Annotated in this window: 17 protein-coding genes and 1 pseudogene; 8 read left to right on the top strand and 10 right to left on the bottom strand. The window is 67.1% G+C overall.

The window, feature by feature from the left end; translation table 11 throughout:
* Positions 1-4 precede the first annotated feature (4 nt).
* Positions 5-622, top strand: coding sequence for an SOS response-associated peptidase (locus tag FAZ11_RS03720; RefSeq protein ID WP_074529283.1), 618 nt, complete (start codon positions 5-7; stop codon positions 620-622).
* Here FAZ11_RS03720 and FAZ11_RS25320 read toward each other — a convergent pair whose 3' ends face one another.
* Both FAZ11_RS25320 and FAZ11_RS25695 read right to left on the bottom strand, forming a co-directional pair.
* Entirely contained in the window at positions 623-1,348 is a 726-nt protein-coding gene (locus FAZ11_RS25320; RefSeq protein WP_421958162.1) for a methyl-accepting chemotaxis protein, read from the bottom strand. It abuts the gene before it with no gap.
* Between the two features lie 132 nt (positions 1,349-1,480).
* A pseudogene (locus FAZ11_RS25695) lies at positions 1,481-1,681 on the bottom strand (HAMP domain-containing protein); the annotation flags it as partial.
* A gap of 1,213 nt (positions 1,682-2,894) precedes the next feature.
* On the opposite strand from FAZ11_RS25695, the gene FAZ11_RS03710 reads away from it, so the two are divergent.
* Complete coding sequence (locus FAZ11_RS03710) at positions 2,895-3,716, top strand: M48 family metallopeptidase (protein WP_058760171.1); 822 nt, start codon at positions 2,895-2,897, stop codon at positions 3,714-3,716.
* Positions 3,717-4,171: 455 nt separating this feature from the next.
* Here FAZ11_RS03710 and FAZ11_RS03705 read toward each other — a convergent pair whose 3' ends face one another.
* On the bottom strand, positions 4,172-5,173 hold the full coding sequence (locus FAZ11_RS03705) for a class I SAM-dependent methyltransferase (RefSeq protein ID WP_058772786.1): 1,002 nt from the start codon (positions 5,171-5,173) through the stop codon (positions 4,172-4,174).
* Between the two features lie 28 nt (positions 5,174-5,201).
* Entirely contained in the window at positions 5,202-6,161 is a 960-nt protein-coding gene (locus tag FAZ11_RS03700; protein ID WP_058772787.1) for a 2-hydroxyacid dehydrogenase, read from the bottom strand.
* Positions 6,162-6,257: 96 nt separating this feature from the next.
* Here FAZ11_RS03700 and FAZ11_RS03695 point away from each other — a divergent pair, with 96 nt between their 5' ends.
* Positions 6,258-6,848: an acyl carrier protein phosphodiesterase gene (locus FAZ11_RS03695; protein ID WP_058768113.1), complete on the top strand. Its 591-nt coding sequence runs from the start codon at positions 6,258-6,260 to the stop codon at positions 6,846-6,848.
* Here FAZ11_RS03695 and FAZ11_RS03690 read toward each other — a convergent pair.
* Positions 6,788-7,588 carry a lysophospholipid acyltransferase family protein gene (locus FAZ11_RS03690; protein ID WP_058772788.1) on the bottom strand — a complete coding sequence of 267 codons (801 nt, stop codon included), beginning with the start codon at positions 7,586-7,588 and terminating at the stop codon, positions 6,788-6,790. The genes FAZ11_RS03695 and FAZ11_RS03690 overlap by 61 nt on opposite strands.
* Positions 7,585-8,313, bottom strand: coding sequence for a GNAT family N-acetyltransferase (locus FAZ11_RS03685; RefSeq protein WP_058760176.1), 729 nt, complete (start codon positions 8,311-8,313; stop codon positions 7,585-7,587). The genes FAZ11_RS03690 and FAZ11_RS03685 overlap by 4 nt, the downstream gene beginning before the upstream one ends.
* A 225-nt stretch (positions 8,314-8,538) precedes the next feature.
* On the opposite strand from FAZ11_RS03685, the gene FAZ11_RS03680 reads away from it, so the two are divergent.
* Positions 8,539-9,024, top strand: a complete 486-nt coding sequence (locus tag FAZ11_RS03680; RefSeq protein WP_058768114.1) for an FKBP-type peptidyl-prolyl cis-trans isomerase — start codon at positions 8,539-8,541, stop codon at positions 9,022-9,024.
* A gap of 280 nt (positions 9,025-9,304) precedes the next feature.
* Here the strand turns inward: FAZ11_RS03680 and cysZ are convergent, their stop codons facing one another.
* The gene (cysZ, locus tag FAZ11_RS03675; RefSeq protein WP_058772789.1) at positions 9,305-10,057 is read right to left on the bottom strand and encodes a sulfate transporter CysZ; all 753 of its coding nucleotides are present in this window, start codon (positions 10,055-10,057) and stop codon (positions 9,305-9,307) included.
* A 301-nt stretch (positions 10,058-10,358) separates the two neighbouring features.
* On the opposite strand from cysZ, the gene trxB reads away from it, so the two are divergent.
* Complete coding sequence (gene trxB, locus FAZ11_RS03670; protein WP_058768116.1) at positions 10,359-11,333, top strand: thioredoxin-disulfide reductase; 975 nt, start codon at positions 10,359-10,361, stop codon at positions 11,331-11,333.
* 205 nt (positions 11,334-11,538) lie between these two features.
* On the opposite strand, the gene glyA is transcribed toward trxB, so the two are convergent.
* Positions 11,539-12,792, bottom strand: coding sequence for a serine hydroxymethyltransferase (glyA, locus tag FAZ11_RS03665; RefSeq protein WP_058760180.1), 1,254 nt, complete (start codon positions 12,790-12,792; stop codon positions 11,539-11,541).
* 124 nt (positions 12,793-12,916) lie between these two features.
* Positions 12,917-17,110 (bottom strand): sensor domain-containing protein, encoded by a 4,194-nt coding sequence (locus tag FAZ11_RS03660; RefSeq protein WP_058772790.1) that lies wholly within the window; start codon positions 17,108-17,110, stop codon positions 12,917-12,919.
* A 211-nt stretch (positions 17,111-17,321) separates the two neighbouring features.
* Here FAZ11_RS03660 and ettA point away from each other — a divergent pair, with 211 nt between their 5' ends.
* Positions 17,322-18,986 carry an energy-dependent translational throttle protein EttA gene (ettA, locus tag FAZ11_RS03655; protein ID WP_058772791.1) on the top strand — a complete coding sequence of 555 codons (1,665 nt, stop codon included), beginning with the start codon at positions 17,322-17,324 and terminating at the stop codon, positions 18,984-18,986.
* Positions 18,987-19,040: 54 nt separating this feature from the next.
* On the opposite strand, the gene FAZ11_RS03650 is transcribed toward ettA, so the two are convergent.
* Positions 19,041-19,514 carry a TOBE domain-containing protein gene (locus FAZ11_RS03650; protein ID WP_058768119.1) on the bottom strand — a complete coding sequence of 158 codons (474 nt, stop codon included), beginning with the start codon at positions 19,512-19,514 and terminating at the stop codon, positions 19,041-19,043.
* Positions 19,515-19,597: 83 nt separating this feature from the next.
* Between FAZ11_RS03650 and FAZ11_RS03645 the strand changes: the two genes are divergently transcribed.
* Together FAZ11_RS03645 and modA are read left to right on the top strand one after the other, a co-directional pair.
* Positions 19,598-20,410, top strand: a complete 813-nt coding sequence (locus tag FAZ11_RS03645; protein ID WP_058768120.1) for a TOBE domain-containing protein — start codon at positions 19,598-19,600, stop codon at positions 20,408-20,410.
* 26 nt (positions 20,411-20,436) lie between these two features.
* Positions 20,437-21,192 (top strand): molybdate ABC transporter substrate-binding protein, encoded by a 756-nt coding sequence (modA, locus tag FAZ11_RS03640; RefSeq protein WP_058772792.1) that lies wholly within the window; start codon positions 20,437-20,439, stop codon positions 21,190-21,192.
* The last annotated feature ends 3 nt before the right edge of the window (positions 21,193-21,195 follow it).

The raw sequence follows: 21,195 nt of genomic DNA, 5'->3' as shown, positions 1-21,195 counted from the left end.
TTTCATGTCCGGACGCTACGCCCTGTTCCGCTGGCCCGCCGAATTCGCCGCTCTGCCGGGTTTCCCCGACAAGCACCCGCCGCGCTGGAACATCTCGCCCCACCAGCAGGTGCTCTTGCAGCGTCGCACGGCGGAGGGCGAGCGGGTCGACAGCGGCCGCTGGGGGCTGACGCCGCCCTGGCTCACCGATTTCTCTCGCACCCCCACTCATGCCCGCGCCGAAAGCCTGGCCAGCCAGCCAATGTTCCGCGAGGCCTTTCGTCTACGGCGCTGCCTGCTGCCGGCCAACGGCTTCTATGAATGGCGCGGTAACCATCGCAAGCGACCCTTCTGGATGCTCAACGGCGAGCCGCTGGCCTGGTTCGCCGCGCTCTGGGAAGCCTATCCGGCCGGAGACCAGGTGTGGCTGTCGGTGGCCATGGTCACCCAGGCGGCCGGACCGTTGCGGCGGCCGATCCTGCTCGATGCGGCCGCGCGGGAGCTCTGGCAGGACCCGGAGAGTCCGCCCGAGGCCTTGCAGGCCCTGCTGGCCGCGGGTGGCATGCCACTGCGCGAGCGGGTGCTGGCCGACATCGTCAACCGACCCGAGGTGGACGGGCCGGAGTGCCTGACGCCGCTGTAATCAGACCTTGAAGCGCGCCGCCAGCTGCCTTTGCCGCTCGGCCAGTTCGCTCAGGTGGCCACCGGCGCGAGAGGCCTGATCGGCCTGTTCGTGCACGCCGTTGGCGGCCTGGCCGATGTTGACCACGTTGCGGTTGATGTCTTCGGCCACGGCGCTCTGCTCCTCGGCCGCACTGGCGATCTGCAGGTTCATCTCGGTGATCTCACCGACGGCGGCGAGGATGGCCTCCAGCGCGCGGCTGGCCGCCTGGGTCTGTTCCACCTGCTTGCCGGTGTGGGCGCGACTGTTCTGCATCACCGCCACGGTCTCGCGGGTGCCGCTCTGCAGCCGCTGGATCATGGTCTGGATCTCGCCGGTGGCGACCTGGGTCTTTTGCGCCAGGCTGCGTACCTCATCGGCCACCACGGCGAAGCCGCGGCCCTGCTCGCCGGCCCGCGCCGCCTCGATGGCGGCGTTGAGCGCCAGCAGGTTGGTCTGTTCGGCGATACCGTTGATGGTGGTGAGGATGGAGCCGATGTTTTCGCTGTCGTCGGCCACCAGGCGCACCTGGGTCACCGCGCGCTCGATCTCCTGGGCGAGAGTGGCGCAGTCGTGCACGTTCTGCCGCACCACGCGCTGGCCTTCGCCGACGGCCTGATCGGCCTGGGTCGCGGCCTGGGCGGCGCGCCCGGCGTTGCTGGCGACGTCCTGGGCGGTGGCGGTCATCTCCTGCATGGCGGTGGCCACCTGGTCGATCTCCTGGAGCTGGCGCTGGACGCCGTCCCGGGTGCGCTGGGCGATGGCCGAGGTCTGGGTGGCGGCGGTATTCACCTCGCGGACCGAATTCACCAACTGACCGATGAGGCCCTGCAACGAATCCAGGAAGGCGTTGAAGCCTGCGGCGATGGCGCCGAGTTCGTCGCGGCGGTTCACCTGCAGGCGCCGGGTGAGGTCACCGTCACCCTGGGCGATGTCGTCCAGCATACCCACCATCTGCCGCAGGGGGCGGGCGATGCGCAGGCTGACCAGCCACAGCAGCAGCAGGCCTGCGCCCGCCACCGCCAGCCCGACCAGCAGCATGCCGACGAGATCGCTGCGTCGCTGCTCGGCGAGCGCCTGTTGCAACAGCTGCAGATCGCTGAGCACCGCTGCGCGGGGCAGTTGCAGGATCAGTGTCCAGGCGCTGGCGTCGCCACCCATGCGCAGCGGTAGATAGACCTGGTAGAGATCATGCTGGCTATCGAAGCGGTTGGTCACGCCGTCGCCGAGTTGAGTCAGGTCCTTGGCCGCGTCGCCGAGCACCTGGGCGGCAGGCTGTCCCAGGACCTGGCTATCCCGGGTATAGGCCACCAGGGTGCCGTGGCTGGCGACCAGCGCCATGCTGCCGGCGCCCTGGTAGAGGCCGGCATTGGCTTGCTTGAGTTGTTCCTGGATGAAGGCCAGGGAGAGATCGGCGCCGACCACGCCCTGGAAGGCCCCCTGCACCAGGATGGGCACGTTGAAGGACGACATCAGGATCTTCTGCCCATTCATTTCATAGGGCGCCGGGTCGACGATGCAGGGCTTGCGGCTCTGCCGCGGGCAGAGATAGTACTCACCCTCGCGGACCCCGGTGGGCAGGATGGTCTGGCTTTCCATGGTCGGCCCGAGGGGTTCCAACTTCAGGCCGCCCTCGGGTTTGCGGTACCACCAGGGCATGAAGCGGCCCGTCTCATCGTAGCCGGCCTCGCTGCGCCCGGCGTACCGGGCGTCCTGGCCGTCGAAGGCGTTGGGCTCCCAGCCGGCGTAGACGTCGAGCAGTTCCGGGTTGTCCAGCAGGGTCTGCTGCAGCAGGTTGGAGAGGCCGTCGCGGTCGATATGGAGCGGGCGCTCGGCCGTAGGGGACAGCTGGGCGTTGAGCTGGGCGATGCCGCGGGCGATGGTCAGCGGCAGTTCCAGTTTCTGTTTCAGGGCGCCAGCGATGGCCTGGGCCTGGGCGTCCAGCCGGGCCTGGGCGCCGCGTTCGGCGAGTGCCGTGGTATGGGTATCCACCAGCCGCTGGGTACGCATCCCGGCGAAGAGCCCGTAGCCCACCAGTGCCATGACGACGGCGAGGACGCAACTGCCAGACAACAACGTGATGCTCGTACGGACTGAGCGGAAGGACATATACAGCACTCCATTCGTGAAGGTGGCGCCATGCTATCGGCGTCGACGCTTGCCACCTGAGGTCTGCTCGTCCGGGACGGGTGGCACGTTGCCGGTCCCGCCGGGCCTCTCTATCCTGTAACCGCCTCGATACCTGGAGATTTCCATGCGCCGTATCCTTCCTCTCGCGGGCCTGTCCTTGAGCCTGCTGCTGGTCGCCTGCCAGACCGTCAACACCACTTCGGGTGGCGCGGTCGGGGTGCAGCGCAAGCAATACATGTTCAGCATGTTGTCCGAGCAACAAGTCAATCAGATGTACGCCCAGTCCTATGCCAAGACGGTGAGCGAGGCTAAGGCGGCCGGCAAGCTGGCCAATGACAGCGCCGACGGCAAGCGCGTCGCCGCCATCGCCAAGCGGCTGATCCCGCAGACCGCAGCCTTCCGCCCGGATGCGGTGAATTGGGACTGGCAGGTGAATCTGGTCGATAGCGATGAACTCAACGCCAACTGCGGTCCGGGCGGCAAGATCTTCGTCTACAGCGGCCTCATCGATCAGCTCAAGCTGACCGACGACGAACTGGCCGCGGTGATGGGCCACGAGATCGCCCACGCCTTGCGTGAGCATAGTCGCGAGCAGATGTCGCGGGCCTATGCCATCCAGATGGGCGAGAACCTCGGCGGTGCCCTGCTGGGGGTCGGCCAGGGCGGCATGCAACTGGCCGACCAGGTGTCCCAGGTAGCTCTCACCCTGCCGTTCAGTCGCGGCAACGAGAACGAGGCCGATCTGATCGGCTTGGAACTGGCGGCCCGCGCCGGCTACAACCCCAATGCCGCCATCACCCTCTGGCAGAAGATGGCCCAGGCTAGCCAGGGCCAGCAGCCGGCGGAATTCCTCAGCACCCACCCCTCGGACGCCAATCGCACCAAGGCCTTGCAGGCGGCGATTCCCAAGGTGATGCCGCTGTACGAGGCGGCGAAGAAGGGCTGAGGTCTTTTGCTCCTGGGGTAGGGGCTTCCCTCACCCCAACCCTCTCCCGGAGGGAGAGGGGGCCGCTGCTGTAGGTTGGGTTGAGCGCAGCGAAGCCCAACATTACCGGGTCGCGCCCGCTGTGTTGGGCTTCCAAGGTGATGCCGCTGTACGAGGCGGCGAAGAAGGGCTGAGGTCTTTTGCTTCTGGGGTGGGGCTTCCCTCACCCCAACCCTCTCCCGGAGGGAGAGGGAGCTGGTCCTGTCGGTTGGGCTGAGCGCAGCGAAGCCCAACATTGCCGGGTCGAGCCCCCTGTGTTGGGCTTCCAAGGTGACGCCGCTGTACGAGGCGGCGAAGAAGGCCTGAGGTCTTTCGCTTCTGGGGTGGAGCTTCCCTCACCCCAACCTTCTCCCAAGGGGAGAGGGAGCTGCTGCTGTAGGTTGGGTTGAGCGCAGCGAAGCCCAACATTGCCCGGGCTAGCGACGTCGCGCGCTATAGATCTTGAAGCCGTCGCGCTCGGCCAGGGTACGGCAATTGCCGAAGGCCGCCTCGATCAATGGCGGATAGCGCAGGAAGCTGTTGGCCACCAGGCGCAGCTCGCCGCCCGGTCGCAGGTGGTGTACGGCTTCGGCGAGCAAGGTCTCGGTGGTGCGGTAGTCGGTCTTCACACCGCTGTGGAAGGGCGGATTGCTGACGATGGCGGCCAGCCCGGTGGGCGCCGCGGCGATGCCATCCCCGGCGCTTACCGTTCCGGCCAGGCCATTGGCCGCCAGGGTCTGGCGACTGCTGGCGACGGCGAAGGCGTCCACGTCCAGGAGGTGCAGGGTGCTGGTGGGATAGCGCCGGGCCAGGGCCGCGCCGACCACGCCGGCGCCGCAACCGAAGTCCAGCACCGTGCCCTCGGGTAGATCCTCCAGATGCTCCAGCAGCAGCGCCGTGCCAACGTCCAGCCGGCCATGGCTGAATACGCCCGGCAGGCTGAGGATGTCCAATTCCAGGCCGCCTAGCGCCAGCTGCTGGCGTTGCAGCCAGGCCTCCGGATGCGGCTCGGCCGTGGTGTGCGGCCCCTGCACCAGCCATAGTTGGCAATGCCGGGCGCTGTCGAGCTTGCTGGCCGGGCCGAAGGCGCCCAGCTGACGTGCAGCTCGCTCGATGCCGGCTTTCTTCTCACCCACCAGATAGAGGTGGCCATCGGCGGGCAGCCGGCGGGTCAGGGCGGTGAGCAGGAAGTCGGTGGCTTCGCGGGATTTGGGCAGGAACAGCACGGCGCCAGCGAAGTCGCCCGGTGGCGGCTCGATGCCGAAGTGGCTGCGCCCCGGATAGCGCCTGGCCAGGTAGTCCGCCTCGCCGGCATGCCAACTCCAGCCCTGGGCCTTGGGCAGGGCGCCGAGCAGGTCGTCGGCCGGTAGCCCGGCCAGCAGCAGGGAGCCGTCGAAGCGCTCGGGGTGACGGAGAAGGACTTCGCTGCGCGGATCCATGGGGCTACCTGGCGAAAAAGCGCGAACTTTAGCAGACCACCCGCTGCGGTGTGCCGGCGAAATGGCCGTGGGCGTTTTCAGTGAGCTGGGCGACGATGCGCTGGCGCGCCTCGCGGCTGCCCCAGGCGTTGTGCGGCGTGACGATGAGCCGCGGAATGTCGCCCGCCAGTAGCGGATTGCCCTCGCGCGGGGGTTCCACCGTGAGCACGTCGGTGGCGGCGCCGCCCAGGTGGCCGCGTCTGAGGCAATCGGCCAGGGCCTGTTCGTCGACGATGCCGCCCCGCGCGGTATTGACCAGGAAGGCGGTGGGTTTCATCGCCGCCAGTTCGGCGGCCCCGAGCAGGCCACGGGTCTGCTCGGTGAGCGGGCAGTGCAGGGTCAGGGCGTCCACCTGCGGCAGCAATTCGGCCAGCGGCAGGCTACCCGGGCGCGCCGGCCGACCGGGCAACTGGCCCACCAGGGTCCGCATGCCGAAGGCTTCGGCCAGGCGCTGTACCGCGCTGCCCAATTCGCCCAGGCCGAGCAGGCCGAGGGTCTTGCCCTCCAGTTCGACGATGGGATGATCCAGCAGGCAGAAGCGACTAGCGCTCTGCCAACGGCCGGCGCGCACGTCCGCCTGGTAGTCCGGCAGTCGCGTCGCCAGCGCCAGCAGCAGGGCCAGGGTGTGCTGGGCGACGGAAGGGGTGCCATAACCCTGGCAATTGCAGACCCGCACGCCCTGGGCGCGGGCCGCTTCCAGGTCGATGTTGTTGGTGCCGGTAGCGGTCACCAGCACCAGTTTCAATTCCGGGCAGGCGGCGAACACGGCCGCATCCAGGGTGACCTTGTTGACGATGGCCACCTGCGCCCCGGCCAGTCGAGCGGCCACTTCCGCCGGTGCCGTGGCATCGTGCAGCGCCAGGTCATCGAACTCGGCGCGCAGCGGCGCCAGATCCAGATCACCCAGGTCGAGGGAGGCATAGTCGAGGAACACGGCGCGAACGGGCATGACGACTCCAGCGTGAGCGAACAGAAGGAGTCCGAGCCTAGCAGCCGCGGGTCGTCCAGGAAAACCGCCGGGGTTGGCCTGGGGTATGCTGGAGGGATGAATTATCTCGCTCATCTGCACCTCGGCGGTCCTGGCCGCGAGGATCGACTCGGCAGCCTCTATGGCGATTTCGTCAAGGGCTCGCCGGATGCCTGGCCGGCGGGCATCGCCGCCGGCATTCGTCTGCATCGGCGCATCGACGTCTATACCGATGACCATCCCCAGGTGGCCCAGGCCAAGGCGCGCCTGCCCGCGGCGCGGCGGCGGGTGGCCGGGCTGCTGGTGGATGTGTTCTTCGATCACTGCCTGGCGCGGCTCTGGCACGATTACGCCGACCAGCCCCTGCCGAGTTTCGTCGCGGACTGCTATCGGACTCTGCTCGACGAGCCGGAGCTACCGCCACGCCTGGCCCGCATCGCCCCCGTGATGGCGCGCCAGGACTGGCTCGGCAGCTACACGGATTTCGCCGTGTTGGAGCGGGTGGTGGAGGGCATGGCCCGGCGGCTGTCGCGGCCGGAGTTACTGGCCGGGGCCTTCGCCGAACTGGCGGCCGCCTATGACGGCCTGCTGGACGATTTCCGCCGCTTCTATCCGCAGTTGCAGGCCTTCGCCGCCGCCGAACGCGCGGCGGCGCGGCTGACCGGCTGAATCCCCAGCCGCTCGGCGATGGCCGCCTGGCACTGACCGGCCAGTACCTGGCGCGGTTGGTCCTGGGATGGCAGCGGCGGCAGGAATTCGATCCTCAGGGTGGTACCGCCGTTGTCCAGCAGCCGGCGCAGATGGCTGACCAGATCGTCGTCGCCGACGAAGGCCGCGGCCTGGTCGCGGATGCCGTCACGCCAGTAGCTCAGCGCCACGGGTTGCAGCGGGGTGCCGGTGGCGATGGCCGGGCTCAGCAGACGACCGTGAAAGGTCCTGAGCTGGCTGCCGTCGGTGGTGGTGCCCTCGGGAAAGAGCGCCATTGACAGCCCCGAGGTCAGCCGTTGCGTCAGGGCTTCGCTTAAGGCATCACCGCGTTCGGCACCCCGCTGGATAAACAGGGTGCCGGCCTGGCGGGTCAGCCAGCCGGCGAAGGGCCAGTCCGCCACCTCCGCCTTGGACAGGAAGCTCAGCGGCCGCAGACTGCCGAGGCCGACGATGTCGAGCCAGGAGACGTGGTTGGCCAGCCAGAGATGGGTGCCCTGGGACCACTGGCCATGGACTTCCAGACGCAGGCGCAGCGCCCTGGTTAGCGCCTGGAAGAACCGCCGGGTCAACTGCTGGCGCAGCACCAGGCAGGGACGACGGGTGAGCCCGCTCGCCAGCGCCACGACCAGGGCGAACAGCGCCCCGAGCAGCAGCGCGGCGAATACTGGCAGCAGGCGCAGGGCGAGGCGCACTGGCCTCATACCGCGGCCTTGAAGTGGCGAGCGTAGCGCGGGCAGAGGTCTTCGCGCTGCAGCAGGATGAAGACATCGGCCACACCGAACTCGGGGTCCCAGCAGGGTGCCCCGCAGACCTGGGCGCCGAGGCGCAGATAGGCCTTGAGCAGGGGCGGCAACTGCACCACCAGGTTGTCCGGCACGGCGACGAAGGGCAAGGGCCTGCGCGGCGTGGCGCGGATCGCCGGGGTACGCTCGTCACGCGCGGCCTGGCGCAGCAGGGCGGCGGCCTGCAAGCCACCGTCGGCCATGGGCACGCTGGCGCAACCCATCAGGTAGCGATAGCCGCCGCTATCCATGATCTCGGCCAATTCGGCCCAGAGCAGGGCGATGGCCGCGCCGGTACGGTGCCCGTTGGCGACGCAGGTGCGACCGATTTCCAGGATCGGCCCCTGCAGCTCGTCCAGGCCGTCCAGCTGGAATTCGCTTTCGCTGTAGAGTCTGCCGACCTGAGTCCGGCGGCGCCCGTCGAGCAGGCGCGTGGTGGCGATCAGCTCGCCGCTGCGCAGATCGCGCACGCCCAGGTGCAGGCAGTGGGAATCGAAGGCATCCTGGTCGAGGTTGTCGGCGAAATGCACCCCATAGGTACTGCCGAATACGGTTGCTCGCAGGCGCTGGGCGGCGCGGATGTCGGCCGCGGTCGACAGGCGTTCGGCGCGGAGAGCGGGCGGTGCGGACACGGGACTCGGCATGGCAGGGCTCCTGCAACGGTTGTGCAGCAAACCCTAGGTAGCCGGCATGACAGCGCCGTGAAGCCGCCATGGCGATTGTGTGACGAGCGGTCGGTCACGGTTGCAGGGGCGCCGTTCGGATGCCTCATCGCGCCACTGGGCTGACCGAACGCATTCGCAATTGCTAGGTTGGACGCGTAGACTGATGCGTCAATCCTATTTTTTCCCAGCATGAAGGTTCTGGCCATGCAGATCGCGGCGAACACGGCGGTATCCATCGACTACACCCTGACCAACGACGCCGGTGAAGTCATCGACAGCTCCGCTGGCGGTGCCCCGCTGGTCTACCTGCAAGGCGCGGGTAACATCATTCCGGGTCTTGAGCGCGCCCTCAGCGGCAAGCAGGCTGGTGACGAGCTCAAGGTCGCCATCGAGCCGGAAGACGCCTACGGCGAATACAGCCCCGAGCTGGTCGCCACCCTGGGCAAGGAAATGTTCGAAGGCGTGGACGAGCTGGAAGTGGGCATGCAGTTCCATGCCTCCGGCCCGGACGGCGCCATGCAGATCGTCACCGTGCGTGACATCGACGGCGACCAGGTCACCGTCGACGGCAACCATCCCCTGGCTGGCCAGCGCCTGAACTTCGCCGTCAAGGTGGTCAACGTGCGTGCCGCCAGCGACGAAGAGATCTCCCACGGCCATATCCATGGCGAAGGTGGTCACCACCACTAAGCCTGGCGACAGGCTTCCACGACGCCCGTGTCCGGCTTGGCCGGCACGGGCGTCGTCGTTTGTGGCGTCCGTGCGGCGTGGCCCTCACCCCAACCCCTCTCCGAGGGGGGAAAAGAGGCTGGCTGGGTGGTGTGGGCGGAACGCGTCGTAGGTTGGGTTGAGGCGGCTTCATCGCCGAAGCCCAACAGCCGGAAACCCTGGTGTCCGGTGTGATGGCCTGGAGTCGTTGGGCTTCGCTGCGCTCAACCCAACCTACGGTGGAAATCCCAGCGGGCGGGATTCAGGAACGCACCACCAGCGCCTTGTTACCTTCTTCCCGTACCCAGAACAGCGTCGCCCCAGCCACCGCGGCGGGCATGAACAGGGCGTTCAGGCCGGGTACCAGCAGCGCCAGGTAGGTCACCCCGCCGAAACCCAGGCAGCGCAGGCGACGGGTGCGCAGCCAGGAGAGCATGCTGCGGAAGTCCAGCTTGTGGTTGTCGGCGGGGAAGTCGATGTACTGCACCGCCATCATCCAGACGCCGAACAGGATCCATAGCGGCGCGGCGATCAGGTTGAGGCCGGGGATGAAGGTCAGCACCAGCAGACCCAGGGCGCGCGGCAGGTAGTAGCCCAGCTTGCGCAGTTCGCGCTGCAGGGTACGGGGCACCATGGTCAGCAGTTCGGTGAGGTTGAAGGGCGGGAAGTCATCCTGGCCGCGCACCAGCACCTCCACCTTTTCGGCGAGAAAGCCGTTGAAGGGGGCCGCCACCAGGTTGGCGAGCATCGTGAAGGTGAAGAAGATGATCGCCAGCAGCAACAGCACGAACAGCGGCCAGAGCAGCCATTCGACGAAGCCGGCCCAGTTCGGCAGGCTCGGCATCAGCTGCTCCAGCCAGCCCTCGAAGCCGCGTATGGCGAAGGTGAGGATGACGGCGTAGAGCAGCAGGTTGATGGTCAGCGGGATGACCACGAAGCGGCGCAGGCCGGGGCGGGTCACCAGGCGCAGACCTTCGGCGAAGTAGGCGGAGCCGGACAGCGGAGCGACAGCCATGGACTTTCCTGACGAGTGGCGGGAATGCACAGCTTACCTCAGGGCTCCATTGCCGCAGCGGTCGACATAGGCGCGTCCTATGGTCTGGATTTAGAATGGTCGCTTCTGTGGAGAGGCTGCGCCCGTTAGGCTGAGCATCATCCCTGGACCCGGCGACCCTCAAGACTGGCGCCGGTCGCGCTGCCGTGAGCTGCGGACAGCGCTGCGGAACGGCTCCGCACGAACCCCGGCCGGCGCGCTCGAGCAGCGCGCTGGCCATTTCACTCTTAGGTCTGCCGGAGACCCCGGCAGGGAGAATGTCATGTCAGAAGCCAGCACCTCGCGCCATTCGCGCCTCATCATCCTCGGTTCCGGTCCGGCCGGTTACACGGCCGCGGTCTATGCCGCCCGTGCCAACCTCAAGCCGCTGTTGATCACCGGCATGCAGATGGGCGGCCAGCTGACCACCACCACCGAAGTCGACAACTGGCCGGGCGATCCCCACGACCTGACCGGTCCGGCGCTGATGGAGCGCATGCGCGAGCACGCCGAGCGCTTCGAGACCGAGATCGTCTTCGATCACATCAATGCCGTGGACTTCGGCGGCAAGCCGTACACCCTCAAGGGTGACAGCGCCACCTACACCTGCGATGCCCTGATCATCGCCACCGGTGCCAGCGCCCGCTACCTGGGCCTGGCCAGCGAAGAGGCCTTCATGGGCAAGGGCGTCTCCGCCTGCGCCACCTGCGACGGCTTCTTCTATCGCAACCGTGAGGTGGCGGTGGTCGGCGGTGGCAACACCGCGGTCGAGGAAGCCCTGTACCTGGCCAACATCGCCAGCAAGGTGACCCTGATCCACCGCCGCGAGACCTTCCGCGCCGAGAAGATCCTGCAGGACAAGCTGCGCGCCCGCGTTGCCGAAGGCAAGATGGCGCTCAAGCTCAACGCCAGCGTCGACGAGGTGCTGGGCGACAACATGGGCGTCACTGGCGTACGCATCAAGAACAACGACGGCAGCACCGAAGAGCTGCAGGTGGCCGGCCTGTTCGTCGCCATCGGCCATACGCCCAACACCGGGCTGTTCGAAGGCCAGTTGGATACCCATGACGGCTATCTGGTGGTCAAGGGCGGGCGTGAGGCCAATGCCACCGCCACCAACGTGCCGGGCGTGTTCGCCGCCGGTGACGTAGCCGACCACACCTACCGCCAGGCCATCACCTCGGCCGGCGCCGGCTGCATGGCCGCGCTGGATGCTGAGCGCTACCTGGATGGATTGGGCGATCTGCAAGTGCTGTAAGGCGTTCGCGGCAAACGAAAAACCCCGGCACTGGCCGGGGTTTTTCGTTTTTGGGGGGACCCCGGGTGCGGCAAGCTCGGGCTTGGCTGCCTTGGTGACCCTTCTATTACATGCAAAGAGCCCCGGCCGATGGGTCGGGGCTCTTTGGTTTGGGCTTCCCTCACCCCGGCCCTCTCCCAGAGGGAGAGGGGGGACGACGTGCCTCTTACTTGCCGTACACCGGCAGGCGGGCGCAGACGGCCTGGACTTTGGCACGCACGGCGTCGATCACCGACTCGTCGCCCATGTTGCCGAGGATGTCGCAGATCCAGCCGGCCAGCTCGCGGCACTCGGCTTCCTTGAAGCCGCGCGTGGTAACGGCCGGGGTGCCGATGCGCAGGCCGGAGGTAACGAAGGGCGAGCGCGGATCGTTGGGCACCGAGTTCTTGTTCACGGTGATGAAGGCGCGACCCAGGGCGGCGTCCGCGTCCTTGCCGGTGATTTCCTGCTTGATCAGGCTGAGCAGGAACAGGTGGTTGTCGGTGCCACCGGAGACCACGTCGAAGCCGCGCTCGATGAAGACGCTGGCCATGGCCTGGGCGTTCTTGATCACCTGCTGCTGGTAGGTCTTGAACTCGGGCTGCAGGGCTTCCTTGAAGCACACGGCCTTGCCGGCGATGACGTGCATCAGCGGACCGCCCTGGGCGCCGGGGAAGACCGCCGAGTTGAGTTTCTTCTCGATGGCTTCGTTGGCCTTGGCCAGGATCAGGCCGCCGCGCGGACCGCGCAGGGTCTTGTGGGTGGTGCTGGTGACCACGTCGGCGAAGGGTACCGGGTTCGGGTAGACGCCTGCGGCGACCAGGCCGGCGAAGTGGGCCATGTCGACGAACAGGTAGGCACCCACGGCATCGGCGATGGCGCGGAAGCGGGCGAAGTCGAGGACCTGGGAGTAGGCGGAGTAGCCGGCGACGATGACCTTGGGCTTGTGCTCCAGGGCCAGGCGCTCGACCTCGGCGTAGTCGATCAGGCCTTGCTCGTCGATGCCGTACTGCACGGCGTTGTACAGCTTGCCGGAGGAGGAGACGGTGGCGCCGTGGGTCAGGTGGCCGCCGTGAGCCAGGCTCATGCCGAGGATGGTGTCGCCGGCTTCGATCAGTGCCAGGTACACGGCCGCGTTGGCCTGGGAGCCGGAGTGCGGCTGGACGTTGGCGTAGTCGGCGCCGAACAGCTCTTTGGCGCGGTCGATGGCCAGTTGCTCGACCACATCGACGTACTCGCAACCGCCATAGTAGCGCTTGTGGGGATAGCCTTCGGCGTACTTGTTGGTCAGCACCGAGCCTTGGGCTTCCATGACCGCCGGGCTGGTGTAGTTTTCCGAAGCGATCAGCTCGATGTGATCTTCCTGACGCTGGGCTTCCTGCTGCATGGCGGCATACAGGTCGGCGTCGAAGCGGGCGATGGTGGTTTCACGGCTGAACATGGCGGCAGGGTCCCCTGAGGCATGGCGAAGAGCGAGCCCGGTCCGGGCTCGTGAAGGGCGGCATTCTACCCCATCGCGGGAAGCCTGAGGTATGAGCGCCGGTCATGCAGCGGCGCCATCGGTCTCATGTCAGGACCGGAAACAGCCCTTGGTGCTCGACGCGCTTGCGCAGCTGGTCCGGCGGCAGCGGGCGGTCGAAGAGGAAGCCCTGGACCTCGTCGCAGCCATGGGTGCAGAGGAAATCCAGTTGTTCCTGCTGCTCCACGCCTTCGGCGATCACCGAGAGGTTGAGGCTATGGGCCATGGCGATGATGGCGCGGGCGATCTGGGCGTCCTGTTCGCCGTGGGGCAGGCCGTCGACGAAGCTGCGGTCGATCTTGAGGATGTCGATGGGGAATTGCTTGAGGTAGTTGAGCGAGGAATAGCCGGTACCGAAGTCATCGACCGCGATGCACAGGCCCAGGCCCTTGAGTTCACCCAGCAGTTGCAGGGCTTCGCCGACGTCGCGCATCAGAATGCTCTCGGTCAGTTCCAGCTCCAGACAAGCGGGGGGCAGGCCGGTCTCGGTGAGGATCTCGGCGATGCGCTGGCCGAGTTGGCCGTCGCTGAACTGGCGGGCGGAGAGGTTCACCGAGACCTTGGGAATGCGCACCTTGGCCGCGTGCCATTCGCGCATCTGGCGGCAGGCCTCGCGGATCACCCAGTCGCCCACCTGGACTACCAGGCCGATCTCCTCCAGCACCGGGATGAACTCGGCGGGGGACACATGGCCGCGCACCGGGTGTTCCCAGCGCAGCAGCGCCTCGACGCCGGTCAGGCGGCTGTTGTCGCAGCGGTATTGCGGCTGGTAGTGCAGGCGGAATTCGCCCTGCAGCAGGGCATGGCGCAGGTCGGCTTCCAACTCCAGGCGCTCCAGGGCGCGGGCGTTCATCTCGGCCTGGTAGAACTGGAAGTTGTTCTTGCCCATTTCCTTGGCGTGGTACATGGCCGTGTCGGCGTTCTTCATCAGCTGGCTGAGTTCATGGCCGTCCTGGGGGGACAGGGCGATACCGATGCTGGCGGAGACGAAGAATTCGCGGCCTTCGAGGATGAAGGCATCCGAGAGCTGGGCGAGGATCTGCTCACCGACGCGGATGGCCTGGGCCAGGGCGACCTCGCGGGTCTCCAGGCCGGACAGCAGCAGGGTGAACTCGTCGCCACCCATGCGCGCCACGCTGTCCTCGGTGCCGACGCAGGCGGTCAGGCGCATGGCCACTTCCTTGAGCATCCGATCGCCCGCGGCATGGCCCAGGGAGTCGTTGATCGGCTTGAAGCGGTCCAGGTCGAGGAACATCAGCACCACCCAGCTGTCGTTGTGCCGGCTCTGCTGCAGGGCATTGTGCAGGCGGTCCTGGAACAGGGTGCGGTTGGGCAGCAGGGTGAGGGCGTCGTAGTAGGCCAGGCGGTGGATGCGCCGCTCGCTGGCCTTGCGTTCGCTGATGTCGACGAAGAAGCAGACATAGCTCATCAGATCGCCGTCGTCGTCGCGGATGGCGGTGATGCCGACCCAGGAGGGATAGGGCTCGTTATCCTTGCGGCGCTGCCAGATTTCGCCTTCCCAGCTGTCCTCGGTGCGCAGCTGCTGCATCACGTGTTGCAGCTGGTTGGCTTCCTGCTTGTCGGCGCAGATCATCATCGGCTGCTGGTCGAGGACGTCCGCGGCAGCGAAGCCGGTGATGCGGCTGAAGGTGCGGTTGACGCGCACGATGTAGCCGGCCGGGTCGGTGACCAGGATGGCACCGGCGGAGTGATCGAACACCGTGGCCGCCATGCGCATGTCCTTTTCCGTACGGCGCTGGGCGGAGATGTCGCGGCAGACGCCGAGCAGGCCGGCGAAGCGCTCGTGGTCATCCCAGAGCGGCTTGAGGCGCAGCTCGATCTGCAGGGTATGACCCTCGGCGTGCAGGCAGTCGAGCACCAGGGGCGCGAAACGCTCGCGGCGTAAGGCGGAGAGCGCGCGAGGATTGTCGAGGCTGCGCAGCAGATGCTGCAGCGTACGGCGGAACTCCTGGAGCTGGCGCGAATGCACCACTAGGTCGGCCAGGGGACGCTGTTGCAGCTCGGCGACGGAATAGCCCAGCAATTCCTCGACGGAAGGACTGATGTAGCTGAGCACCAGTTGAGCATCGGTGGTGAAGATGACGTCGCTGATGCTTTCCGCCAGTTGCCGGTAGCGATTCTCGCTGTCGCGCAGGCGATCGCTGGCCAGCACCGTGTCGGTGACGTCCAGCGCCAGGCCGACGATGCTGGCGGCCGCGCCGTCCGGGTGTCGCTCCAGGCGCTGCTCGCGGATATCGAACCAGCGCCAGCTGCCGTTGCGGTGCTGCCAGCGCAAGAGGCTGCTGCTGGGCTGGTCGGACAGCGTCTGGCGCATGTTCACCACCCGCGCGTGCAGTTCGGCGTCGTCCGGATGCAGGCGTTCGGTGCCGAGGCTGGTGAAGGCCTCGGGGGGATAGCCGAGCTTGAGGGCCAGCGGATGGCTCTCGTAGGTCAGTTGGCCGCTGGCGACGTCGTAGGTGTAGAGGGTGTCGGGGGTGGCGCTGATCAGGTTGGACCAGAAGGCGTCGCGCTGGATCAGCCGTAGTTCGCCGAGCTTGAGCTGGGTGATGTCGTTGAGGCTGAGCAGGGTGGCGTCGAGGTGCTGGGAATCGGTCGGCAGGTGCATGCTCAACCAGAGGTGCCGCTCGCCCGTCGGGGTGGCGATGCAGGTTTCCAGCTCCAGCACCTGCTGGCCGGAAAGCAGGCCGGCCAGCAGGCGGTAACGCTTGCCGCCGAACTGGATGCGAGAGTCACCCACGAGGCGATCCCAGGCCTGGTCGAGCTGATCGATACCGAGCATCTCCAGGGCGCGCTGGTTGATTTCGGTGATCCGCACCTTGCGGCCCAGGTCGTCCAGCGCGTCGGGCTGGCTGGCGAGCAGCGCGGCGAGCTGCTCCGGTCGCTGCAGGCCGTGTGCGGTCATCGCCTCGTACAGGGGGCGCAGGTCGACCACGCAGATACCGGTGTGTACCCCGTTGAAGATGTTCTCGTAGCGTTGTCGGGTGGTCTGGATGGTTTCCAGGTTGCGCTGCTGCTCGGTGACATCGCGCAAGACCCAGACGAAGCCATCCTGCGTCTGGGTGCGGTCACGCAGCACGCGGGCGCTGGGCTGGCTGTCGGCCAGGGCATGACAGCTCACCGCGAAGAGACGGGGGCGATGCTCCACCATGAGGGAGATCAGGCCACGGTTGCCCTGTTCGGCGTGTGCCGGGGAGACCAGTTGCGGCAACAGGCTCGCCAGGAAATGGTGCGGGGCTTCGCTCGGGGCGATGCCGAGCAGGCGACTGGCAGTGGCGTTGACGTAGACCAGGCGGCCATCGGCCTGGGTCATGCAGACGAATTCTTCGATGCCGTTGAGGGCGGTTCCGGCCAGCCGCAGGCTGCGGCGCGAGGCCTGGGTGAGGGCGCGTAGGCCCTGTTCCTCCTGCAGCAGCAGGTGCAGCAGGACTCCGCTCATCAAGCCGAAGAGGGTGAACAGTGCCAGGCGCCCGAGCGCGCCCTGGATGGGCAGCCCGGGCGCGGCATCCGGTGGGTAGGAGCCGACCACCTGCCAGTCGCTGTGGGCGAGCGGCTGGCTGACCTGGTCCTGGGGGGGCGCCGCGTCCGCCGCGCGGGTGGCGAACAGCAGCGTACCTTGGTTGCGATCTTCCAGGCGCCAGTTGAGCCCTTCCAATACCTGGGTCTGTCGCCAGAGCGGCTCGACCAGTGGAGCGCTGGTCAGTAGCCACCAGCCCTGTTGCCGGTGCGGATCGCCTGCCAGCAAGACGTAGAGGGGGGCGTCGCTGGCCTTGGGCTGGTAGGCGTAGGTGAATTCCGCCTGGCCGGCCTGCTGGATCAGTTGCTGGACGAAGGCCGCGTCGGGCGCCTCGGCCAGGCGTGCGGCACGCTGCGTAGCGTCGGCGGGCAACCAGCGCACCTCGCGCAGGCCGGGAAAGAATTCCCTGAGGCTGAGCAGCCGTTCGCTGGTCAGGGGCAGGGAGGGATCGCTGGACCAACGCAGGGTACTGCGCACGGCCTGGGCCTTGAGCGCCATACCGAATTCGAGGGTATTGGCCAGTTGCCGGGTCATGCCCTCCAGCTGTTCGTGGCGCAGCGCCCGGCGCTCGGCCACTCCGGCGAAGGCCTGCCAGAACATCATCGCCAGCATCACCACCAGCGACAGGATCAGCAAGCCACGGGTGAAGCGCCGCGGTGAGGAGGCGAGCGACTCTTCCGGCAGGGTGGAGGGCGAGCTATTCACGACGGACTGCTTTCCTGCGGGAGCGTTGGCCATTCGGCTGCGCCCGATTCCGCGGGGCAGGGAAGGCCTATGATAATGTGCCAGGCGGTGCGCTTGCCTGCTTTTTCCGCGCCTTCACCCCTGGCGCTTTCGTCGCTCGGGGTTTCGACAGCGTTGCCCGCTGACGCCATACTGTGTGCCCTGTTTTTCATTCCGCTCCCAAGGTCCAACCATGGCTCAATACGTCTACACCATGCATCGGGTCGGCAAGGTCGTGCCGCCCAAGCGTGAAATCCTCAAGAACATCTCCCTGTCGTTCTTTCCCGGCGCCAAGATCGGCGTGCTCGGTCTGAACGGTGCGGGCAAGTCCACGCTGCTGCGCATCATGGCCGGCGTCGATACCGAGATCGAAGGTGAAGCGCGTCCGATGCCCGGTATCAATGTGGGTTATCTGCCGCAGGAGCCGAAACTTGACCCCGAGCAGACGGTTCGTGACGTAGTCGAAGAAGCCGTCGGTCAGATCAAGCAAGCCCAGGCGCGCCTGGACGAGGTCTATGCCGCCTACGCCGAGCCGGATGCCGATTTCGACGCCCTGGCCGCCGAGCAGGCCAAGCTGGAGGCCATCCTCCAGGCCGCCGATGGCCACAACCTGGAACGCCAGCTGGAAGTCGCCGCCGACGCCCTGCGCCTGCCGGCCTGGGACGCCAAGGTCGGCGTGCTCTCCGGTGGCGAGAAGCGCCGCGTGGCGCTGTGCCGCCTGCTGCTGTCGGCGCCCGACATGCTGCTGCTGGACGAACCCACCAACCACCTGGACGCCGACTCGGTGGCCTGGCTGGAGCACTTCCTCCACGACTTCCCCGGCACCGTGGTGGCCATCACCCACGACCGCTACTTCCTCGACAACGTCGCCGGCTGGATCCTGGAGCTGGACCGTGGCCAGGGCATCCCCTTCGAGGGCAACTACTCCGGCTGGCTGGAATCCAAGGCCGCGCGCCTGGCCCAGGAAGCCAAGCAGGAAGCCGCCCACGCCAAGGCCATGAAGGCGGAACTGGACTGGGTGCGTTCCGGCGCCAAGGCTCGCCAGTCGAAGTCCAAGGCCCGTCTGCAGCGCTTCGAGGAAATGCAGTCCCAGGAATTCCAGAAGCGCAGCGAGACCAACGAGATCTACATCCCCGCCGGCCAGCGCCTGGGCGACAAAGTCATCGAGTTCAAGAACGTCAGCAAGGGCTACGGCGATCGCCTGTTGATCGACGACCTGAGCTTCGTGGTGCCCAAGGGCGCCATCGTCGGCGTCATCGGCGGTAACGGTGCGGGCAAGTCGACCCTGTTCCGCATGATCATGGGCAAGGAGCAACCGGACTCGGGCACCATCGAGATCGGCGACACCGTGCAACTGGCCAGCGTCGACCAGAGCCGTGAGAACCTGTCCGACACCAAGACCGTCTGGGAACAGGTGTCCGATGGCTCGGACATCATCAAGATCGGCAACTACGAGGTGCCCTCGCGCAGCTACGTCGGCCGCTTCAACTTCAAGGGCGCCGACCAGCAGAAGTTCGTCAAGGATCTCTCCGGCGGTGAGCGCGGTCGCCTGCACCTGGCGCTGACTCTCAAGCAGGGCGGCAACGTGCTGCTGCTGGACGAACCCTCCAACGACCTGGACGTGGAAACCCTGCGTGCCCTGGAAGACGCCCTGCTGGACTTCCCCGGCGCGGCCATCGTGATCTCCCACGACCGCTGGTTCCTCGACCGCATCGCCACCCACATCCTCTCCTACGAGGATGATTCCCACGTGGTGTTCTTCGAAGGCAACTACACCGAGTACGAAGCCGATCGCAAGAAGCGCCTGGGTGAAGCGGCGGCCCAGCCCAAGCGGGTGAAGTACAAGAAGCTGGCCTAAGCGTCAGTCGCAACGCCGGCGGGGAAACCTGCCGGCGTTTTCTTTTGTCTCTCGCTATATACTCGATGCTATAACGCTATCTTTGCTGCCATCGCCAGGATCGGGCGGCACGCCGAGGATCACATGAGACGCCTTGAACACCGCCGTGGCGGCAACACCCGGAGCCAGCTGCAGCTCCCGTACCGCATCGCGGCTGACCAGGGCCACCACGCGTTCGTCGCCGGGCAGGGCGATGCAGACTTCCGCATGAATGGCGCCGTCGCGGATGGACTCCACGGTGCCGACCAAGCGATTGCGGGCCGACAGGTGCAGACCGCTGTTGGCCGCCATGACCATTACCCAGGGCGCCTTGACCAGGGCCATCACCGGCTTGCCCGGGGCCAGCGCGAGATGCCGCAGGCTTTCCCGGGAGATCACGGCCACCAGCTCGGTACCGCCGCGCAGCCGCAGCCGGACCTCGGCGTTCACGGGCCCGTCGCTCACGTCACTGACGATGCCCTGGAAGACAGTGCGGGCACTGATATTCATCGCGCTACGCTCCTGGGGGTCGATTCTCGCCACTCTAGGCGGCACCGCCGGGATCGTCCAATCCCCCTGTTGCAGAGAGCGGCATGAGCGCCTCGCCCTTCGTCGCCCATCTGTCCCTGGAAAGCAGTGTCGGCGCCGAGCTGACCCAGACCCGTATCCGCCTGCTGGAGGCCATCGCCGCGACCGGCTCCATCAGCCAGGCGGCCAAACGGGTGCCGCTGTCCTACAAGGCGGCCTGGGACGCGGTGGACCAGATCAACAACCTCTCCGCCCAGCCGTTGGTCGCCCGCAGCACCGGTGGCAGTGGCGGTGGCGGCACCCGGCTGACTGACTACGGCCAGCGCGTGGTGGCTTTCTACCGCGCCCTGGAGCAGCACTACCAGACCACCCTGGATCAGGTAGCGGCCGGTCTCGACGAAGCCAGCCGCACCGAGGTGGCCGATTTCCGCCAGTTGCTGCTCAACCTCAACTGGCGCAGCAGCGCCCGCAACCAATTTTCCGGCGAAGTGACAGCGCTCGAACACAGCGACGTGGAAAGCGCCGTGACCCTGCACCTGGACGACGCCACCGCGCTCACCGCGCTGGTGACCCGTGAAAGCGCCGAGCAATTGCGCCTGGCACCCGGACGCGCCGTGGTGGCCCTGGTGAAGGCCTCCGCGGTGTTGATCGGCACCGATCCGGGGCTGCGGCTGTCGGCGCAGAACCAGCTGTGGGGTACGGTCGAGCGGGTCCACGCAGGGCCGGTCAATCACGAGGTGGTGCTGGCGCTGCCCGCCGGTCGCCGGGTCACCGCCACCCTCACCGCCAATAGCAGCCGGCAGCTCGGGCTCGCGCCCGGGGTCACCGCCTGCGCCTGTTTCAGCGCTGCCAGCGTCTTGCTGATGAGCACGTCTTGAATCCCCCAACTCGAGAGAATCTGCGCATGACGTCCTGCCGTTTGCCCCTGCTCTGTGGCCTGGTATCCAGTGTCCTGGCCACCTCCGTCCTGGCCGATGAGGTCCAGGTGGCCGTGGCCGCCAACTTCAGCGCGCCGCTCAAGGCCATCGGTGAGACATTCGCCCGGGACACCGGCCATCAGTTGGTGATTTCCAGCGGCGCCACCGGCCAGCTCTATAGCCAGATCAAGAATGGCGCACCCTTCGAGGTTTTCCTTTCCGCCGACGACACCACCCCGGCCAAGCTCGAAGCCGAGGGCGCGGCGGTCAAGGGCTCGCGCTTCACCTATGCCATCGGCAGCCCGGCACTGTGGTCGCCCAAGACCGGTTACGTGGACGGGGAGGGCGCGGTACTCAAACGCAACGCCTTCACCCACCTGGCCGTCGCCAATCCCAAGACCGCGCCCTATGGCCTGGCGGCCACCCAGGTGCTGGCCAAGCTAGGGCTGACCGATGCCGTGCAGGCCAAGCTGGTCGAAGGCCAGAGCATCACCCAGGCCTACCAGTTCGTCGCCACCGGCAATGCCGAGCTGGGCTTCGTCGCGCTCTCGCAGATCTACCAGGACGGCAAGCTCAAGGAGGGCTCGGCCTGGATCGTGCCGGCCGACCTCTATCAGCCGATTCGCCAGGACGCCGTGTTGCTGGCGCCGGGCAAGGACCAGCCAGCGGCCAAGGCGCTGCTGGCCTATCTCAAGGGCCCCCAGGCGGCCGCGGTGCTCACCGCCTACGGCTACCGGCAGTGACGC

The organism is Pseudomonas rhizoryzae (assembly GCF_005250615.1).
GTDB lineage: Bacteria > Pseudomonadota > Gammaproteobacteria > Pseudomonadales > Pseudomonadaceae > Chryseomonas > Chryseomonas rhizoryzae.
This window is presented reverse-complemented; position numbering and strand designations above follow the sequence as displayed.